Origin of the sequence: Fibrobacter sp. UWR4, assembly GCF_003149045.1 — a bacterium.
Classification (GTDB): Bacteria; Fibrobacterota; Fibrobacteria; order Fibrobacterales; family Fibrobacteraceae; genus Fibrobacter.
Window position 1 is genome coordinate 58,263 of the sequence record NZ_QGDU01000008.1, and the last position, 18,637, is coordinate 76,899.

General features: G+C 50.7%; 17 protein-coding genes. 7 read left to right on the forward strand and 10 right to left on the reverse strand.

Features of this window, described 5'->3' with window-relative positions:
- The first annotated feature begins 3 nt into the window (after positions 1–3).
- Positions 4–276, forward strand: a complete 273-nt coding sequence (locus BGX12_RS04705; RefSeq protein ID WP_109734938.1) for a hypothetical protein — start codon at positions 4–6, stop codon at positions 274–276.
- A gap of 5 nt (positions 277–281) precedes the next feature.
- Here the strand turns inward: BGX12_RS04705 and BGX12_RS04710 are convergent, their stop codons facing one another.
- The 3 genes from BGX12_RS04710 to BGX12_RS04720 all read right to left on the reverse strand — a co-directional run bounded on the left by BGX12_RS04710 (position 282) and on the right by BGX12_RS04720 (position 4,634).
- Positions 282–1,631: a LamG-like jellyroll fold domain-containing protein gene (locus BGX12_RS04710; protein WP_109734939.1), complete on the reverse strand. Its 1,350-nt coding sequence runs from the start codon at positions 1,629–1,631 to the stop codon at positions 282–284.
- A gap of 1 nt (position 1,632) precedes the next feature.
- A complete protein-coding gene (locus BGX12_RS04715) occupies positions 1,633–2,466 on the reverse strand; it encodes a TIGR02147 family protein (protein ID WP_233246254.1) in 834 nt (277 codons plus the stop codon).
- A 149-nt stretch (positions 2,467–2,615) separates the two neighbouring features.
- Complete coding sequence (locus BGX12_RS04720) at positions 2,616–4,634, reverse strand: carbohydrate-binding domain-containing protein (protein ID WP_109734941.1); 2,019 nt, start codon at positions 4,632–4,634, stop codon at positions 2,616–2,618.
- Positions 4,635–4,861: 227 nt separating this feature from the next.
- Between BGX12_RS04720 and BGX12_RS04725 the strand changes: the two genes are divergently transcribed.
- Entirely contained in the window at positions 4,862–5,755 is an 894-nt protein-coding gene (locus tag BGX12_RS04725; protein WP_109734942.1) for a metallophosphoesterase, read from the forward strand.
- Positions 5,756–5,961: 206 nt separating this feature from the next.
- Here the strand turns inward: BGX12_RS04725 and BGX12_RS04730 are convergent, their stop codons facing one another.
- The 3 genes from BGX12_RS04730 to BGX12_RS15470 form a co-directional block, all read right to left on the reverse strand.
- The gene (locus tag BGX12_RS04730) at positions 5,962–7,263 is read right to left on the reverse strand and encodes a nucleobase:cation symporter-2 family protein (RefSeq protein ID WP_109734943.1); all 1,302 of its coding nucleotides are present in this window, start codon (positions 7,261–7,263) and stop codon (positions 5,962–5,964) included.
- Between the two features lie 113 nt (positions 7,264–7,376).
- Positions 7,377–7,997, reverse strand: coding sequence for a xanthine phosphoribosyltransferase (locus BGX12_RS04735; protein ID WP_109734944.1), 621 nt, complete (start codon positions 7,995–7,997; stop codon positions 7,377–7,379).
- Positions 7,998–8,093: 96 nt separating this feature from the next.
- Entirely contained in the window at positions 8,094–8,459 is a 366-nt protein-coding gene (locus tag BGX12_RS15470) for a hypothetical protein (protein ID WP_199220729.1), read from the reverse strand.
- Between BGX12_RS15470 and BGX12_RS15475 the strand changes: the two genes are divergently transcribed.
- Positions 8,388–8,645, forward strand: coding sequence for a hypothetical protein (locus tag BGX12_RS15475; protein WP_158278170.1), 258 nt, complete (start codon positions 8,388–8,390; stop codon positions 8,643–8,645). The genes BGX12_RS15470 and BGX12_RS15475 overlap by 72 nt on opposite strands.
- Here BGX12_RS15475 and rsmA read toward each other — a convergent pair.
- Both rsmA and BGX12_RS04750 read right to left on the reverse strand, forming a co-directional pair.
- Positions 8,642–9,421 (reverse strand): 16S rRNA (adenine(1518)-N(6)/adenine(1519)-N(6))-dimethyltransferase RsmA, encoded by a 780-nt coding sequence (gene rsmA / locus BGX12_RS04745; RefSeq protein ID WP_109734946.1) that lies wholly within the window; start codon positions 9,419–9,421, stop codon positions 8,642–8,644. The two genes, BGX12_RS15475 and rsmA, sit on opposite strands and share 4 nt — an antisense overlap.
- Before the next feature lie 78 nt (positions 9,422–9,499).
- Positions 9,500–10,357 carry a patatin family protein gene (locus BGX12_RS04750; protein ID WP_109734980.1) on the reverse strand — a complete coding sequence of 286 codons (858 nt, stop codon included), beginning with the start codon at positions 10,355–10,357 and terminating at the stop codon, positions 9,500–9,502.
- A gap of 215 nt (positions 10,358–10,572) precedes the next feature.
- Here BGX12_RS04750 and BGX12_RS04755 point away from each other — a divergent pair, with 215 nt between their 5' ends.
- The 3 genes from BGX12_RS04755 to BGX12_RS04765 all read left to right on the forward strand — a co-directional run bounded on the left by BGX12_RS04755 (position 10,573) and on the right by BGX12_RS04765 (position 13,690).
- Positions 10,573–11,001 (forward strand): hypothetical protein, encoded by a 429-nt coding sequence (locus tag BGX12_RS04755; protein WP_109734947.1) that lies wholly within the window; start codon positions 10,573–10,575, stop codon positions 10,999–11,001.
- A 149-nt stretch (positions 11,002–11,150) separates the two neighbouring features.
- On the forward strand, positions 11,151–12,689 hold the full coding sequence (locus BGX12_RS04760) for a phosphomannomutase (RefSeq protein WP_109734948.1): 1,539 nt from the start codon (positions 11,151–11,153) through the stop codon (positions 12,687–12,689).
- Between the two features lie 74 nt (positions 12,690–12,763).
- The gene (locus tag BGX12_RS04765; protein ID WP_233246256.1) at positions 12,764–13,690 is read left to right on the forward strand and encodes a PorV/PorQ family protein; all 927 of its coding nucleotides are present in this window, start codon (positions 12,764–12,766) and stop codon (positions 13,688–13,690) included.
- A 34-nt stretch (positions 13,691–13,724) separates the two neighbouring features.
- Here the strand turns inward: BGX12_RS04765 and BGX12_RS04770 are convergent, their stop codons facing one another.
- Entirely contained in the window at positions 13,725–14,732 is a 1,008-nt protein-coding gene (locus tag BGX12_RS04770) for a sigma 54-interacting transcriptional regulator (RefSeq protein ID WP_109734950.1), read from the reverse strand.
- 223 nt (positions 14,733–14,955) lie between these two features.
- On the opposite strand from BGX12_RS04770, the gene BGX12_RS04775 reads away from it, so the two are divergent.
- Complete coding sequence (locus tag BGX12_RS04775) at positions 14,956–16,275, forward strand: aspartate kinase (protein ID WP_109734951.1); 1,320 nt, start codon at positions 14,956–14,958, stop codon at positions 16,273–16,275.
- A gap of 151 nt (positions 16,276–16,426) precedes the next feature.
- On the opposite strand, the gene BGX12_RS04780 is transcribed toward BGX12_RS04775, so the two are convergent.
- The gene (locus BGX12_RS04780; RefSeq protein WP_109734952.1) at positions 16,427–18,637 is read right to left on the reverse strand and encodes an FISUMP domain-containing protein; all 2,211 of its coding nucleotides are present in this window, start codon (positions 18,635–18,637) and stop codon (positions 16,427–16,429) included.

An 18,637-nucleotide genomic window follows, 5' to 3' on the forward strand; every position in this document is an offset into this window, starting at 1 on the left:
TTCATGGCATTAAGACGTATCCGTTCCTTAAAAGAGATTGACCCCGAGACGGCTAGAAGCCTTGTGGCGAACTATGTGGGGGACGAACACCCTGTGGAATCCAGAGTTCACGCGACGGCAATCCAGATGCAGAAGGGGCGTTTCGATACTTATGGCGTGTGCCTGGAGATCAATTCCAGCGGTCGCCTGACAAGTGGCTTGCACTACGTGCAGGCAATTGTGGAAAGTAATGCGACTGTAAAAATTTGGGTGGCGAAAAATAGGGAAGTTGGATAATTCCCTTAAAAATGTTGCGCTCTGTTTTCCACGTGAATTTCGTCTAGCGCACCGTTCCAAGTTTCGTTATCGATATCGTTTCCGCCTGCGTGGAGCGGGTAAGCCTTTGTTGCATTGCCTGGAGTGAACGGTAATGCGCTTGCAGAATTGCCTTCACTGTCTTTTGCTGTTACGGCTTTATCATTGACGTACATGGTGATGTTTCCGCTTTGGGAGACGAGTGCGAAAAATGTCCATTCGTCGGTGGATATTGCGGTGGAATCAAAGTAGATGCTTTCGGTAGCGTCCGGCATTTTTTTCATGACGGCAAATTTGCCTTTTGCACCATCAAAGTACCACTGGAACTTTGCCGTGGAATCATTCCTGTAGGCGCGTTGGCTAAAAAGGACCTGGTCAAATCCATTGGGACCATCCCATTTTGTCCATAATGAAAGTGTGAAATCGCCCTTGGTGGGATCGATCATACCCAGGTCTATGAATTGACCTTGCTTTAGGATGATTGCCCTGCCGGAAATGCCTTCGACATATTGGTTGTCGTATGCTGGTGTCATGTCATAGTTCATCACAGGATCGTTTTTTTCGAAGCTGAGAGTGATGTTGACGTATGAAGGGCCTTGATGATTGTTTCTATGGTTGAAATCCACGCCGAACATGCCGTCGCCGAAGTCGGGAGGGGCAAAGCTGCCATCTTCCTTGCGGTTTTCCATAGGCGGCAGGTAGATGCTGTCGCGGTCATCGGTAGTTCTGAAGTCGAGGTGGCCTTGCGGTTTGTCGTCGCGGATGTATACGAGGGAAATGTCGCCTGGAGGAACATCTTCAAAGGCGAAGGTGCCGTCGGGAGCGACTTTTGCGGTCATGTTGGTGCCGACGATGCGCATGTAACCGTCGCTTTCGCCGCTGACACTGCTTTCGATGTGTCTGCGGGATCCTAGGATCAGCGTGTTGCTGCTATCCTGTGAGGCATAGGCAAGGCCGCATTCCTCGCCACTTTCGGCAAAGAGGATAATGCTTGCGGCGCCATCTACGGATAGGGTGAACTTACCGTTGCTGTCGGATGAGACTACCACGGAATCCGTGGCGGTGGTCTGCTCCCAATTGTCGTAGTAGGCGACGACGCGTGCACTGGGAACTGCAGTTCCATTAAAATTGGTGACGATGCCTTCGATTTTTGTTGTGGCGACGGAGTTGCCGATGTCCGTGACGCCGCCTGCAACATTGTTGTCGTTTGAGTCCGAGGAGCACGCGCTTGCAAGGAAGGCAGTGAAAATGACGAGAACGATATTGCTAAAAATATTGTGGTTGCAGAAAGTGCTTTTGCGGCTAATTTTCGAAAATAAAGATTTCTTGAAAATCATATTAAGCCTCCTTTTCCACTTTCTTGCTCATGGGGAATGCGACCACCATCAGCTCGTAAATTTTTTCAACATTTGAATCGTTTGCAGCCCGCGCAATGATCTTTTTGCGCGCCTCCTCCAATACTTCCGTTGCGTAATTATAAGAACTTTCGCTCATGGCAAGCGTAGTAAACGCTGCAAAACGTTCATCTTTTGCCTTGCGCTCTACAGCTCCGATGGCGTGCTGGATATATTCGCGGCGGATTTGGCGAAGGGCCATGGGAGGGATCTGCGTTGCGTCCAGCATTTGCGAAGTTTCTTCGTAGTGGTTTCCCACCTTGCGCAGTAATCCCCATTCCTGCAAGTTCTTGATGGCGTCGCGTGCCTCGTCTGTGGTAATTTGCGGATCAAGCATACGGGCAAGTTTCATGAAGTCGCCATTCCAGTCGGAACTTACGGCCAGTTCTCTGATGACGGGGTAATACCACTTGCTGAAATATGCTTGTTCTCGCGTGGTAATGTGCGTAAATTCGATGCGTTTCCGAATCTGGACAATCTTTTCCCAGGCGGATTCCCTTTTTTCCACTTGCTCGGCCTGGTTGTACTGGACGAGGGCTTCGAAGTAGTCTTTTTGCAGGGGTTCAAAATCCATGGCCTTGGCGATTTTTTCGATGGATTTTGGAGTCAGATTGAAACGTCCACGAATAACATTCAGGCAATAGGAACTACTGCTGAAACCTGCCTTGGCGGCAAAGAAACGGTGCGAAAATGCAGCGCGCAGTTTCTTCTGCTCCTCAAAGTAGTCATTGAGGAACTTGCGGAAATCATCGTAATCGTAAAGGTGCTCCAAAGCCATGCTCATGTTCCTAAAATAAATAATATTTACACAAAATCAAAACGTAAATCGCTTATTTGTTGACGCTTTGTGTGTATGCTTGATTTTATTTTTACACGTTTTGAAGAAAAAAAAGTCTCCCCTAACGATAGGGGAGGCTTTGGGATATTCTAGTTGTAGTAGACGGTGCTTCCGTTGGGGAAGGTGACGTTCTTGCTATAGCTGTTGACATTGCTTACGGTGGAAACCTGGCTGGTGCCCTGGATGTAGCTACCGGAAGTAGTGGGCTTGAAAGCGATGTTGGAATTACCGTAGTAGCTATTGGTGTTGAAGCTTACGTTGTAGCTGGTGCCCGCCTCGGACCTACTTTTGCTGAAGCCGAGAAGCGTCTTTGTGGTGAGGGATGCTGTGCCGTCAGAGTCGAAGGAACCGCCCATGCCGCCGCTGATCTGGCATTCCACCACAACGACGCCACCGCTGATAGTAAGATCGCCATTGGAATCAATTCCGTCGGTATCACCGGAACCTGTCTTTATGTAGTGTACGCCACCGGTTACAGTAAGGTGTCCGCTGGAACTGCCCATGCCGCCCATGCCTCCGCCGAATCCACCGGGACGATTGCCCCAGTTGTTGCCGCCAGTCTGCGTGTTGTTGCCGGAACCGTCGTTTCCTCCTGCTGCATTCCAGCCGTCATCGGAACTGTAGACATCGGTAACGCCACCGCTGATGGTGATGTACCAGGCCTCAAGACCTTCGTAGGAGTCCTTCACGTAGACGGTACCGTTTGTGATGCGTAGGGTGGAGTCTGCATGGACACCGTCATTGCCCTTTGCGGTAATCGTTGTAAATCCGCCGTTGAAGTCAATATTCAGATTGCTGTGGACGCCATCGTCGCCGGAAGTCACCGTGTTTTCGCCGCCGTTGATGTAGACGCGGTTCTCGGAAACGATGCCTTTGCCCGTGGAATTCACCTTGATGGAAGGAACCGAGACGCTATCGGAAATCATCACATAGTTGAAGGCCTGAATGCCGTCATCACCGGCCTTGGTAATGTTGATGGAGCCGCCCTTGATGCTTACGATGCCCTTGCCTTCGGTAATAGTGGTATCGCTTCCGTTTACGGTGCATTCATCGCTCTTGATGCCATCGCCGGAAGTGGCTATGATGGTGATGTTGCCTTTTTCAACATCTACGAGGCCCTTGCCCTTGATGCCGTTGTTCTTGGCGGTGACATTGATGGTGGTTTCGCCGCGGAAGCGGAGATCGTTGGAACTCTGGATGCCGTTATTGTAGTTGCCGGTGACGTTCAAGGTGCCGGTTCCCTTGAAGGTCATGTCGTCCTTGGAGTAGATGGCTGCGTTTGTGGTGTCTGTTTTAGTAACGCCGTTGCTGTTGACGTAGGTATGGGTCTTGGTGCGGGTGTTTCCGTCGCTTAGGGTGTTGACGGTTTCACTTTTTGCAACCACAAAAGCCTTGCTAGCCATCTGAACGTAGATGGGGGCGTCGGCGGTATTTTTGAGCGTAAGACCGCGGAGGTTCAGGTAGACGCCAGAGTCTGCCTTGGGGGAATAGACGCGGATTTGTGCATCATCGCCGCTGTAACTTCCGCTGAAATCGTATTCGCCTGCACAGGTAATGACCACTTCGCCGCCGTTCACGGTAACGCAGCCGTTGTCATTGGCGATGGTCGCGCCGGAGGCTGCATAGGTGATTACGGGGGCGTTCCCGTTGGATACGGATTCAAAGCTGCTGGAGCTCACTGCTTCGTGGATCACTTCCGATGAGGAACTGGAAACGTCTTCGGGCTGAACCATGGAGCTGCTGGAAGGCGGAACGCTTAAGGTAATTTTTTGACAAGCGGCATTGTACATGTAGGTGCTGCCGTCGATGCCGCTGATGATGGTGTTCTGGGAAACTACGTTGCCGTCTGCATCGATGCAAGTGTTTTGGGTGGGGACTTGCTCATCTCCTGATGGGGGCAGAGCATCGTCAAAACAGTAGACGACGCCGTCATCGCCAATTAAGGAAGTGAGCCCGTTGCAAGGGTCGATGTTGCCCTGCACTTCGCCCGAGGACAGATTGTCGCCAGAGGCGTTATTTACCATGGGATTTGATGTAGAGTCGTCTCCGCAAGCGGTCAGAGCCAGGAGAGAACCTGCGGCCATCATTTTCAAACTAATAGATTTCATTGAAGCGCTCCTTTGTTTCGCCAAATCACTAGAGAGAAATATAGGGTGTGGCGTTCAACAAACCAAGATTTTGGCTTTGCCGAAATGAAAAGAGCGTGTAAAGGTGTGTAAAAATTATTCTAGGAGTGTTTACGAAGGATTTTGGGTGTTGTCTGTTGTTGTGCAAAACATGTGATAATCCTGAAAAAAGTTTCTTATATTTCGTTCTATTGCATTAAGAATTTTTCATGACCTGCTTTTTCGTTAGCGACTTGCATATTGATTTTTACGCACCCTTGACTAGGACGGTGCAGTTGCTGCGTCGTTGCTTCCAGGATTTTTTTGATCGTAATTTCTTGCCGGCGGATGTCTGCTGTATTGCGGGGGATATCGCCAACAATTACTTCACTTACGTGGAGTTCCTGAAGTTCATTAGCGAAAAGTATAGCCAGGTTTATATTTGCCTGGGCAATCACGATATCATTACGGAACGTGAAGGCGTTTTCGGGGCGGATAAGGATTTCCCTACTTCCGAAAGCAAGATTGCCTATTACCTTGAGGAAGCGGCGAAAATTCCTAACGTCCACCTGCTGGAAAAATCTGCAGCGACGCTGCCCTCCCGAGTTTTGGCGACGGCGACTACCTTGCCCGCGGCTAGTAACTATTCTATTGCAGGCTGCCTAGGGATGTGCGACTTTACTTACAGGCATCGCCCGGACGCCTCCGTCGAGGAATACAAATTCCTGTGGAAGGCCCGCTGGTTCGATGGTCGCCACTGGAATTACAAGGACAATGATGTGGCCGCACTTTGGGCGCATTATAAGGACGTCATGAACAATCTGACGGCGGATCGCCCGAAGGTCATGATGACGCATTTTTTGCCCATGGAATTCGGCATGGCGGAAATGTACCTGGCCAATCCCAATTCCACGTACTTCTTCTTTCAGGGGGACGAATTCCTTCGCAATCTGGACGAAGGTTCCATCTGGCAGGCTGGCCATACTCATTCGGCGATCAAGCGCGTTGTCCGCGATAGCCTAGGCAAATCCCATCTGCTGCTTTGCAATCCGGTGGGTTACCCTACGGAACATCCTTACGAAGAGAACCATCTGAAGCGGGAAGACTTTCTGCTGGAAATTTGACGGATTTACCTGGCTGAAAAAAATGCCAGGTCCTGAAACCCGGCACTTTTTCATTTTGATTTTCTTTTAATCACAAGCATTGCAATCCCGCAAAAATATTTTAAGTGACACTTTAGTGTCCCTAAGACTGTAAAATAAATGACCCGTAAGCAATGCTTACGGGCCTAAAGTTTTACATGGGGGAGGGGGCAGAGCCCGTTGCGTCCTTATTCTTTTTCCTTGGGCAGAACCAGGTTCAGGATCACTGCCAGGAGGAACACCACGGCCACGCAGTTTTCCGCGAAGATAGTTTGGAAGATTTGCGGGAATTCCTTGAACATGCCGGCGGCCTGTGTAAAGCCCAGGCCTACGCTGAGGGAGAGGCTTACGATGACCATGTTGCGCTGGCTAAAGCCGCTCTTGGCCATCATGCCGAAACCTGCAAACAGAATGGAACCGAACATCATGATGGTGCAGCCTCCAAGTACCGCCTGCGGGATGGTGGTAAGCAATGTACCGATGGGCGGGAAGATGCCACCCAAGAGCATGACGATAGCGCCTGTGGCGATGGTAAAGCGGTTCACCACGCCGGAGAGAGATGCTAGGCCCACGTTCTGGCTAAAGGAGGTGATGGGAGTGCAGCCGAAAATGCCGGAGATGGTGCTGACGAAACCGTCGCAGGAAATTGCGCCGCCCATTTCGGACTTGTGAATCTGGCGCTTGAGGGCTCCGTTCACTAGAGCGCTGGAATCGCCTACGGTTTCCGTTGCAGAAACTAGGAAGATGGCTACTACAGAAAGAATAGGTCCGATGTGGAATTCCGGAATGAAGGGCAAAATCTTGGGGAGTGCCACGATGCTGCAGTTAGAAAGTCCGGAGAAGTCCACCATGCCCATGCAAAGAGCGAGAATGTAGCCGACCACAAGGCCCACCAGCACGGAAAGGGAGCGAAGGAAGCCCTTGGCGAAAACTTGGGTAAGCAAGCAGGTAAGCAAGGTTACGGATCCAACAATCCAGTTGTGTGTTGCGCCGAAGTCTGCGGAACCTAGGCCGCCGGCGAAGGAATTTGCGCCAATGGGGAGTAGGGAGAATCCGATAGCTGTCACCACGGTAGCGGCAACGATATGCGGAATAAGCTTCAGCCAGTATTTTGCGCAAAGGCCAAGCAAGCCTTCCACGATGCCGCCTACAATCACGGCGCCCATGAGGGTGCCCATGCCTTGGGTCGTCCCGATAGTAATGGCGACAGAGAGGAAGGTGAAGCTGATGCCCATGACGATGGGCAGTCTGGAACCAATTTTCCAGATGGGGAAAAGCTGTACCAGGGTACCGATGCCGGCGATAATCATACAGTTTTGAACGAGGGCCGCAGTCAGCTCCTTATCCAGGCTTACAACCCCGGCAAGAATCATGATGGGGGTAATGTTTGCGACGAACATGGCCAGCACATGCTGCAAGCCGAAGGGCAATGCCTTCAGCACCGGCACACGGCCGTCCAACTGGTAGATGTTTTCTGATGAATTGTTCATAATGATTCCTTAGAACTGGATTCTTCGCTTTGCTCAGAATGACGTACTTGTTGTCATCCTGTGGTTACATCCAGCACGTCGTCCTGAGGCCGTAGGCCGAAGGATCCATGCCGTTATCCAAGTTTCAAGTTGGTGTTTTTTAGAGGCAGTTCAGGTTGTTCGCGGAACTTGATGGTCTGGGTCTGCCAATCCATAGATTCTACGATAGCGATGGATTCTACGCGGTAACCTTCTTCGCGAAGGGTTGCACCGCCTTTCTGCTGGCCTTTCTCGATGGCGATGCCTAAGCCTGCCACGGTGCCGCCTGCCTGATGGACCAGGTCAATCAAGGCGTGTGCTGCTGCGCCATCTGCCAAAAAGTCGTCCACAATCAGGACCTTGTCGGTAGCCTTCATGTAGGGCTTTGAAATGAACACGTTGTTCATCTTCTTATGGGTAAAGGAGTAGGCCTGAGCCACATACTTGTCGTCAGTGCTGTTGGCGGTCTGGCTCTTCTTCGCAAAAACCACGGGCACGTCGTAAAGGTGTCCCAATAGGGTGGCAATGGCGATGCCGCTGGCTTCGATGGTAAGGATCTTGTTGATTTCCACATCGCGGTAACGACGCTGGAATTCGTAGGCCATCTGGCGCATAATATCTACGTCGATCTGATGATTCAAAAAGCTGTCAACCTTAAGGATGTTTCCTTCCTTAATGACGCCGTCACGGAGAATCTTTTCTTCAAGAAAGTTCATAATAACCCATGTGCAAAATTGCTATAGCAGAATAATAATAAAAAAGAATCCTACTTTCGTAGGATCCGGGAGATGAGATGGAAGTGAAGATCTCTATTAGAAGTTGATGAAAGCGCCGATGTCCAGAGCGATTCCGTCAGCCTTTGAAAATCCTACGAAGGGATTCTGAAGGAAGGTCTTGGTCATGGTCGCTTCCAGGGCAACACGGTTGTACTGGAAACGGGCGCCCAGGTTTACCGTGGTCTTGTTGGAAACGGTTTCCTTAGATTCTTCGGAATTGTCGTTCAGTTCCTTCTTTTCGTAAGTGAATGCATTCCAGTCAAAGCTTGCGCCACCGAATGCCATCAGGTACTTGCTCAAGGCGACTTCGCCATCAATGCGGGCCTTTCCGTGTTCGTCAGCGAATGGGGTACGGCTAATGCAAGTGGTGATGGCGTTCCTAAGGTGGACCGCAATGATCAATGGCAGGAATGGATGGACAAGTACAAGGTTTCCAGCGCCAACTGGTTTGCCTCCCGCGTCAACGAAGGCACTGCAGCATTTGCTCAGGAAGCAACCGTCGACTCTCTAGTCTACAGCACTTCCGGTGCTCTCGTCAAGTCTTATCTGGCTAAAAACCCCGACAGCTATAAAGTCTGCGGGGACTAACCCACAATCACTTTGTAAAATTCAAGGAACTGCTCGGGGGAAAGTTCTTCCGCACGGACAGTTGTAGGATAATCCAGGAGTTCAATAGCTTCCTGGATTTTCTTTTTGTCATAGGCCTTCCCGAAGGAATTGCTCAAAGTCTTGCGCTTCTGGGTGAATGCCGCACGGACGAAGTCGAAGAATCCCTCGGGAGCCTGCAGGGCGTTTTCGCGAGGGGTCAACAGCATGGTGGCGCTATCCACATTGGGCTTGGGAGTGAAATGTTCCGGCCCGATCTTACGTAAGATCTGTGTATTGGCGAAGGCGGAAACCAGCACGGAAAGGCTACCGTAATTGCTGCTGCAGGGAGCGGCGCAAATGCGTTCGGCAACTTCCAGCTGGACCATGCCCATGAAACCCTTTGTCAGGTAGAGTCGGGGCATGAGGCCTGCGATAATCGCAGTAGAAACATTGTAGGGAAGGTTGCCTGTCACCCAGGGCTTTTCGTGGGAATCCAAAAATCCCTGCAGGTCAAACTTCAGGAAGTCAATGTTTGTAATATGGAAATTCTTGCGGTCGCCGAATTTTCCGTTCAGCACTTTGACGCACTGTTCGTCAATTTCTACGGCGGTCAGATCTACGCCGCGGTTCAGCAGGTGTTCCGTCAGGGCGCCATGACCCGGCCCGATTTCAAGAACGGCTTCGCCCTCGTTTGCCGGCAGGTCGCCTGCAATTGCAATGGCGGTGGGAACATCCAGAAAGTTCTGGCCAAATTTACGACGACGAGCTCTATCCATATTTTGAAATTTAGAATTTTTGTGCGAATTGATTTCTCGGAATGACGCTCGGGAGTACGGATCTAAACCTGCGTGAAATTAAACACCCAGGAATTTCTTCAATGCGTCCATGTGATCCCGGGCGTCTTTCAGTCCCAATGCGTACAGGGCCTGCAGTTTGGCAGTGTCTTTTTCCACGCGGCTGATTTTCATGTTCACGCTGGGGCGGAAAACGAAAACCTTTCCTTCCTTTTCCCACTGGGCCAGAGTTTTCAGGCACTTGTTGTAACGGATGTGGCGATTGCCTATAGACTTTACAAAGTTGGGATACTTGCGGTAAACCAGCTTGTACAGGGGCAGGAGCGTGTTGGCTGTCTTCTGGTATCCCAGCGGTCGAGTGGTGATCACTACCTGCTTCCTGTATCCGATGGAATCCATGAATTCGAACGGAATACTGTCTGCGGTATTTCCGTCAAACATTTTCTTGCCCTGATAATGCACCAGGCTACTGACCAGCGCCAACGAAGAAGAAGCGCGGATGGCTTCAAGATCTGCTTTCAGGTCGCGGACTCGGAAATGCTCGGCGCCGCCTGTCTCCACGTTGCTTGCCGCAACATAAAATTCCGAGACCTCTGCGCTCTTGCGGAAGGTTTCGTAATCAAAGGGGTCGATGACTTCCGGCACTGTGTGGTAGCAAAATTCCAGGTCAAAGTAGTTGCCGGTACGGAGCCAGTTTCCAAGGCTCATGTAGCGGGGATCCTTGGAATGAATCGTGTCCAGGCGCAGGTTTCTTTCCCGCTGTTCCGACAGGTAGTTGCAAAGGTGCGTTGCCCCTGCCGAAGTCCCCGCATAGCCACCGAACTTGAATCCTTCATCGTGGAATGCGTCCAGCACGCCGGCCGTATAGGCCCCGCGCATGCCGCCACCTTCCAGTACCAAAGCAATATCCTTAAACATGAAAAGTAATTTAGCATATTCCATCACGTCATGCCGAACTTGTTTCGGCATCAGCTTTTTAATCGGGGGTGTAATAGCCGATGCTGACTTTCGTCAGCATGACAAAGAGGATGCTCCTGAATAGTCGCAGTTGGAATATTCTTTGTTGAATTTTCGGACGTGTCCGCTTTCTTTCAAACGGGGGTATATTAAGAAATCTAGGAAGAAGAGGACTTATGAAACCGATAATTCATGGCATTTTTTCGATTGAGACTCCCGCCGAGAACAGAGTTCAGTTTGATGATGCAGTCCGTGCCTTGCGTAATCATTTTAGTGAAGTTCTTCGCAATGCACCTGCAAGCCCGTCCGTTGCCGATGGCGCCCCTACCGTGATTGACGATGCTGGCGGCCTTCAGTACAAGACGACAGATGAATTCTGGCTCTACCAGGTCGACATTGAATTTTGGACTGAACTCGCTCATAAGTTCCCTTGCCTGGAAATTTCCGTCTACTACGGTTCCATTTTCGTTGGCGAAGACTGTGGCATGTTCCTTGCGTCCAAGGGAAGTGTTTCTGACATCCGTTACGAAAACGGGTCGCCTGACGCCCTGGAATTTTCGAAGAGCCTGGATGGGATGGATGGTCTACACGAGGAAGAATCCTAGGATTTGGTGTTTGGTGAATGGATTCACCTCGTTCTTTCAAGAAGTAGCCGCTGGGGCAGGGATCCCCAGCGGTTATTTTTTTATTTTGTTAGACGAAAAAATGGACGGGGGATACTCCCGCTCGTATTAAAATGAACATTGAGGTTTAAATGTCTGTTGCAATGCAAGATGTAATGAAGCAGTCCGGCGTGGCTTTCGGTACCAGCGGTGCCCGCGGTCTCGTAAGTGCCATGACCGATCGCGTGTGCTATGTCTATGCACGATCCTTTATCAAGTACTGCGAAGCTTCCTACAAGTGCGATCACGAAATCGCAATCGCTGGTGACCTGCGCCCCAGTACGGGTCGCATCTTGCAGGCTCTGGTGAAGGCTGGTGAAGATGCCGGCTGGAAGGTGACCTACTGCGGCCGCATTCCGTCTCCCGCAATCGCCCTCTATGGCTTGGACAAGAAGCTCCCCACCATCATGGTGACAGGCTCCCACATTCCCGCTGACCGCAACGGCATCAAGTTTAACCACCCCAATGGCGAAATTACCAAGGCCGACGAACAGGGTATCGTAAGCCAGAGTGTGGATTTCGATGAAGCACTTTTTGACGCTAAGGGCATGCTGGTGAACGCTCCGGAACTTCCTGCAGTTGAAAAGGAAGCGGAAGAAAACTACTGCCTGCGCTATCCCAAGTTCTTTGGCGAGAAGGCCCTGCAGGGTTTGACTATCGGCGTGTACCAGCATTCCGCGGTTGGCCGCGATATCGTGGTCCGCGTTCTTGAAAGCCTTGGCGCCTGCGTCAAGCCTTTTGGCCGCAGTGACGTTTTCGTTCCCGTGGATACCGAAGCTATCCGCCCCGAAGATGAAGAACTGGCCCGCGAATTTACCCACAAGGATTACGTGGACGCCGTGTTCAGTACCGATGGCGACTCTGACCGCCCGCTTCTGGCCGATGACGTGGGCATGTGGCTCCGCGGTGACGTCCTTGGCATTCTCGCTTCCCAGGCTCTGGGTATCAAGCGCATCGCTACTCCCGTCAGCTGCAATACCTCTCTTGAAAAGTGCGGCAGCTTTGAAAAGATTGAACGTACCCGCATCGGTTCCCCCTATGTTATCGCCGGCATGGAAAGCCTTATGGAAGGTGACGCCGCTGCAAGTGCTGCCGCCGGCGTGTCCGTCGCGGGTTACGAAGCCAACGGCGGCTTTTTGCTGCAGACCGACCTGAAGCGCACCGCATACGATGGCGTTACCCGCACTCTGCCCGCTCTCCCCACCCGCGATGCCTTGCTTCCCATGATTGCCGTAATGGTCATGGTCCGCGAAGAAAAGATGTGCGTGGTGGATTTGCTCCGCAAGCTTCCCAAGCGCTTTACCGTGAGCGATCGCCTCAAGGAATTCCCCACCGAGATTTCCAAGGCAAAGCTTGCAGAAGTCAAGGAAAAGAACCTGGGTGAAAAGCTGTTCGGCAAGTTTGCCGCAAAGCCCAGCAAGTTCAACAAGGGCGCACCCTTCCACGGTAAGATGGTAAGCCTCAACGAAGTGGACGGCTACCGCATGGAATTCGACTCCGGTGACATCGTTCACCTCCGTCCCAGCGGCAACGCTCCGGAATTCCGCTGCTATGTGGAAACCGAAGGCAAGGACCGTTCCGCCGAACTTCTGGCAGACTGCCTGAAGGTCATGGAAGGCTGGCGCAAGTAATGCTTACGTCATTCTGAGCATCGAAGATGCGAAAGATCCAGTGACGTTCCACTCTTTTTTGTATTTTAAAACTCATGATGAAGAAACTTCTAACAACTGCCCTGCTTTGTTCCGCTGCCACCGCCTTCGCTGGCGAGTATTGGCATGTGGACCGCGGTGGGGTTTCCATGAAGTTCCTTTCCATGCAGGTTTCCGCCCGCAGTGCCGCCATGTCCGGCGCCGGTGTGGCGGACGTCGCCCGTGTGGCCGAAGCCTCCCGCAATCCTCTGGCGGCAAGTGCCGTAAGTGAAGCGGAACTGGGGCTGAACCAGCTGATCTTTAACGAGAACAGTGCCGACAATTTTATTTCGGCTTACTACGGCCTTCCCTTCAACGTCAAGAAGTATCCTCTTGCATTGACAATGTCCGTGGATTTTCTCGGTTACGATAACATCGAAGGTCGTGACGAGTACGGCAATAAAACTTCCGAGTATGGCGCCTACGCCTGGAGTGTTCAGGCTGGCCTTGGCAGCCGTGGGGAAGTATTCAACTGGGCTGCCGCCGCCCGCTTTGCAAGCCAGACTATTGACGATGAATCCGCTATTGCCTTCCTGATGGATGTAGGTGGCTCTTTCAAGGTGAACAAGTACTTCGCCTTCGCCGCCACCCTCACCAACTTGGGATATATGGGCGATTACGATGGGGAAGACGAAGCTGCCCCGCTGGCTGTACAGGCTGGCGTTACCGGGATCTTGCCCATTGCGGATAAGTGGAACATCCATCTTTCCGCTGACGGTTACCGCCGCGCGGATACGGACGCCCAGTGGCTCTTTGGCGGCGAATTGAACTATATGGATGTTCTCTCCTTCCGGGCAGGTTATGCCATCCGTCCCGATACCGAAGACGGTATCAGCTGTGGTCTGGGCCTGAACTTCGGGATGATCGTCTTTGACTACGGTTACAGTCCCCGTCCGGCATTTGGCGGCGGTGATCATCATCTGACCGTGGGTCTGAAGTTCTAACCGTTCCTCACGGCATTCTGAACAAGCGAATATCTCAAGTAGGTTCCGCCTGCGGGGTGGCACCTTGGTGTTTCCGCACTTGGTAGCAAAGGCTCCCTCTGCTGATCCCAAGCTTTTGCGCGGTAACGGTCTTGTTCCAGTTGTTTCTGTGAAGTTCCTCCCGAAGGATGTTCCAGTCCGGCGTCGGATTGTATAGTCTGGAATCTTCCTGCGTAGGGAGGCGGCTCATTTCTCGGGCATGTCCGTAGGGCGGATCCGCGAACTCGTCCCGAAGGATTTCCCCTAGGGAGGTTCCGTGGGGCCGGAGCAGGGCGTAACGCTGCAGCACGTTCTTTAACTGACGGACATTTCCCGGCCAGGGTTTGCTGGCGAGGGACTGCACCTCCTGCGTCGATAGAGGTGGCGCTATGGAACAGCCTGCGGCCGCCTGATTGTGACGGCCCGCGACGTACCCGCCAGAGGGACTCCCGAGGTAAGTGCTTTCCTGGCTGTAGATTGCTTCTCGCCAGAGGTTCTGCGCCAGCGTGGCGAAGTCCGTACGTTCCCGTAGGGCGGGGATTTTAATAGGGAAGACGTTCAGCCTGAAGTACAGATCCTCGCGGAAGCGTCCGGAGGCGACTTCCTGACGTAAGTTCCTGTTGGTAGCGCAAATGAGCCGGAAGTCCACCGGGATGTTTGTGGTTGCGCCAAGAGGCATGACGGACCGTTCCTGGAGAATTCTCAATAACTTGCACTGGGCTTCCAGCGGCATTTCTCCGATTTCGTCTAGGAACAGTGTGCCTCCGTTGGCCGCCCGCACTACGCCAAGCTGGTCTCCCACCGCGCCTGTGAACGCTCCTTTTCGGGAACCTTCCAGGATGCTTTCTGTGAGGCTGTGGGCGATGGCTCCGCAGTTGAGGGCGATAAATGGTCCGTTACTACGCTTGCTGTGGTCGTGTATGAATCGTGCCGCCACTTCCTTGCCTGAACCGGATTCTCCTTGGAGCAGCACTGAAATGTTGGAGCTGGAGGCGATGTGTAGAAGGTTTTGTGTTTGTTTCATTTGAACTCCTCACCCTATACACGTTATTTTGGGTTGATTTGCATGGGCTTTCTTACTATTTTTACGCTCGCCCTTGAAATTTTACATTTGTATACGTAGAATGGAGACGTTTCAGGGTATCACAAGAGGCTGGCTTAGGCAAGTAGGTCCGAGTCGAAGGTTTGTCGCTCCGAATGGGGCGCGAGGCTTGGGACCCAGGGGCCGGCAGCCCAAAGGAAAAAACATGTCTAGAATCGTATGTAAGTTCGGCGGCAGCTCTGTTGCCGACGCTGGTCAGTTCAAGAAAATCAAGAACATCGTTTCCGCTAACGCAAAGCGCAAGGTGGTTGTGGTCTCTGCCCCGGGCAAGCGCAATCCCAAGGAAACCAAGCTGACCGACCTTCTCTACAGCACCTATGATCTCGCTTCCAAACACCTGGATTTCTCCGAACCCTGGAACCTGATCCGCAATCGCTATCTTGAAATTTGTGCAGACCTGGGCATCGAACCCAAGGTTGCTGAAGACCTGGACAAGCTTGAAAAGCAGCTCCGCGACGACGTGGAAAGCATCACCACCGACTATCTCGTAAGCCGTGGCGAATACCTGAGCGCTCGCGTCATGTCCGTGTACCTGGGCGCAGAATTCGTGGATACTTATCCCATCATCACTTTCGATGAAAAGTACCGCATTCTGCCTTCCAGCTACGAAACCATCGCCAAGGCCCTTTCCGACGAGAACAAGCTCTACGTTCTTCCGGGCTTCTACGGTTCCAACACCCGTGGCGAACTGAAGACCTTCAGCCGCGGCGGCTCCGACATTACCGGCGCAATTCTCGCCAACGCTATCGACGCCGAAACCTACGAAAACTGGACCGACGTTTCCGGCATGCTGATGGCTGCCCCCCGCATCGTGGAAAATCCGCTGCCCATCGAATACGTGTCTTACCGCGAAATCCGCGAACTGGCCTACTCCGGCGCAAGCGTCCTTCATGACGAATCCATCGCTCCTTGCCGCGCCAAGAAGATTCCTATCAATATCCGCAACACCAACCGCCCGGAAGACGCCGGCACCATCATCGGCCCCACTCCGGAATCCACCAAGCTTCCCATTACCGGCGTTGCAGGCCGTAAGGGCTTCTCCATGATTTACATCGAAAAGTCCATGATGAACAAGGAAGTTGGTTTCGGTCGCCGCGTGCTTGCCGTTCTCGAAGGCGAAGGCCTTTCCTACGAACTGTGCCCCAGCGCCATCGACTCCATGAGCATCGTTGTGGATACTAAGAAGCTGGAAGCCGTTGAACACGTGGTCATGGAAGACATCACTCAGCAGATGCATCCGGACCGCATCAAGATCTTCAAGGGCATCAGCCTTATCGCTACCGTTGGCCATGGCATGACCAACAAGATCGGTGTTGCTGCAAAGCTCTTCACCGCCCTTGCAGAAAACAGCGTCAACGTCCGAATCATCGACCAGGGTTCTTCCCAGATCAACATCATCACCGGTGTGGATGAAGACGACATGAACAAGGCCATCAAGGCCATCTACGACGCATTCACTAAGTGATACGCCGCAAGCGGCGTGTCATTCCTTCGACAGGCTCAGGACAGGCTCTGAGCGAAGCCGCAAAGCGGCGAAGTCGAAGGATCCAGTGACGAAAAAACAGCCCGCAGTTCAACGCTGCGGGCTGTTTTAGTGAAGAAAAGTTATGCTAGGATTAGCATCCTCGACAAACGAGGGCGCCTTTTGAACATCTGCAACTATGACAACCATCAAGGAAGAATGTTTCTCCCTCTTCCTTGTCTGTGGGACATGTGTTGATATACTCCCACTTTTCATTCGTACAAGTGTAATACCCTTCTCTAGATGAGGATATTGATGCAATTTTACCTTCAATTTCTAATGTGCATATCCCATTTTCATATTCCAACTGCGTTACAGGTTCCCAGGTTTCATTTTTACACAAGTAAAAATCATTTTCGAATGACACAAGTTCGTTTTCTCTGCTAGTATTGCAATTCCCGTATGAATAAGGCGTTTCGATCCAAGCGCCTTCAGAACACATATAGTATACACCCCCGATAGGGCCTTTTTCTATTTCATTCTCTTTATGGGAGGTGCATGCTCCATAGGTGTATGTAGCCCAGTCTGTTTTTTCCCATTTAGAGCTATGGCAGATGTAGAATGCATTTCCATATTCGTATACGGAATTTTCAGTTTCACATGACTCTGGTAGAGGATCTTTCACGCAACGGATACTTCCGAAACTTTGTGAATGTCCGTAGATTTGTGATGATAGTTGATCAGAACTTAAAAAAATGAATTCGTTGTACCAATCAGCTCCAACGTCGTATTTGTCATTGAAATTTGGGATTCCTGCAAAACCATACTTGTCTTCGTATTTGGTGCCCCAGCCAATACGAGATTTGAGATTTTCTTCTCCACCAACAATATCATATAGTTTATCCCAATCTTTTGATGTTGGGAGGCGCCAACCATTTGGGCAAATCCCTTGAATAGAGGTGTCGAATAGACAGTTCTTCCCAGCTCCGCATTTTTTTCCGAATTCTTTATAAATTTGGAGTGAATCTATTGCTGCAGACCAGTCGTAGATCGCTCCCGCAACATCGCATTTTTTTTCTTCAACGGTCCAGTTTTCATATTCTCGGGCGCCACACCAAACATGTTTTTTTAGGGATGTAGTGCTGACTGAATCTAAATAATTGAGATTTTGCGCCATCCAAGTTTGAACAAATTCTCCTTTTTCTATGGTGACTGTTTTATAAGATTTGTTATCTCGATCATCTTCAAGGATTCCGTATGTAATACTAGGATTTAAATAAATGTCACGAGGTAAATCCCATTGCATTTCTCTTGCTTTGAACCATTTTTTTTCAAAACAAATATATTCTGTTTCGTAGTACACTTCATTTATGTCATCCGCATAGTGAATGATGTCCATTTCTCCTTGGCGTCTAGCTGTACAACCGTTTATTTCAGAGTGATCTTCTTCTGAAATGCTAGCTCTCCAACCATTATTGTCTTTGTCAAAGACGTAATATTCGTTGACATTGACGTTGCCTGTTTTCCAGGCTCCATCGATTGTATCGGGTACCCAACCGTACGTATCAATGACGAATTTAGATGCTGCGACCCACTTTAAATCTATGCAAGAAAAATAGCTGTTAGATTCTGTTTTTTGGGTTATTCCTTCCTTTGCATGAGTGCAACCGCCAAAACCTAATTCACAATCAATATCGTCTCCTATTCGCCAGTTATTATATGCAGAACTGGTATCGTATACATAGCAGTTCTCTGTTTGTATTTGTCCAAATTTTGTGTCACCATCTTTACCAGACTCCCAACGATAAGTATCTACTTCAAATGTGTTTGCTTCGGACCAAGCAGAGTTTTTGCAAATGAAATAGGTTCTGCTGACCAGACCGATGGAATCTTCTATGTTTTCAACACATTCGCCATGTTCTGCGATAATGTCTTCAAGGCAAACTAAATCCCCCGAATACTTTTTGCAATCTTCCTTCTCGCAACTTTCGTAGTCAACGGCGTGACTTCCGTCAGGGCATAAATATAGCGCAGTCACTGCACTAGAAGATGAACTAGAGGATTGATTGCTTTCTGATGAAGAACTTTTTGATTCGTGTTGAATTGTGGAGGAAAGATGCGTTGTAGTGTTTGAACTTGAACTTTTGGGATGGTCAGAAACAACAGGACTCCATGCGCCGTCTTTACAGATACGGTCTCCTCCGTCAATGGTGGAAACTTGCGTACCTTCAATATATTTATCGCACTCAATGGATCCTGCTGTTAATCGTTCCTGGTATTCATCTTTAATATCATCAGCATAGTCACTACAGGCGTTGAGAAGTAAAAGTATGGAGATGGATAATAATGCGTATAACTTTTTCAT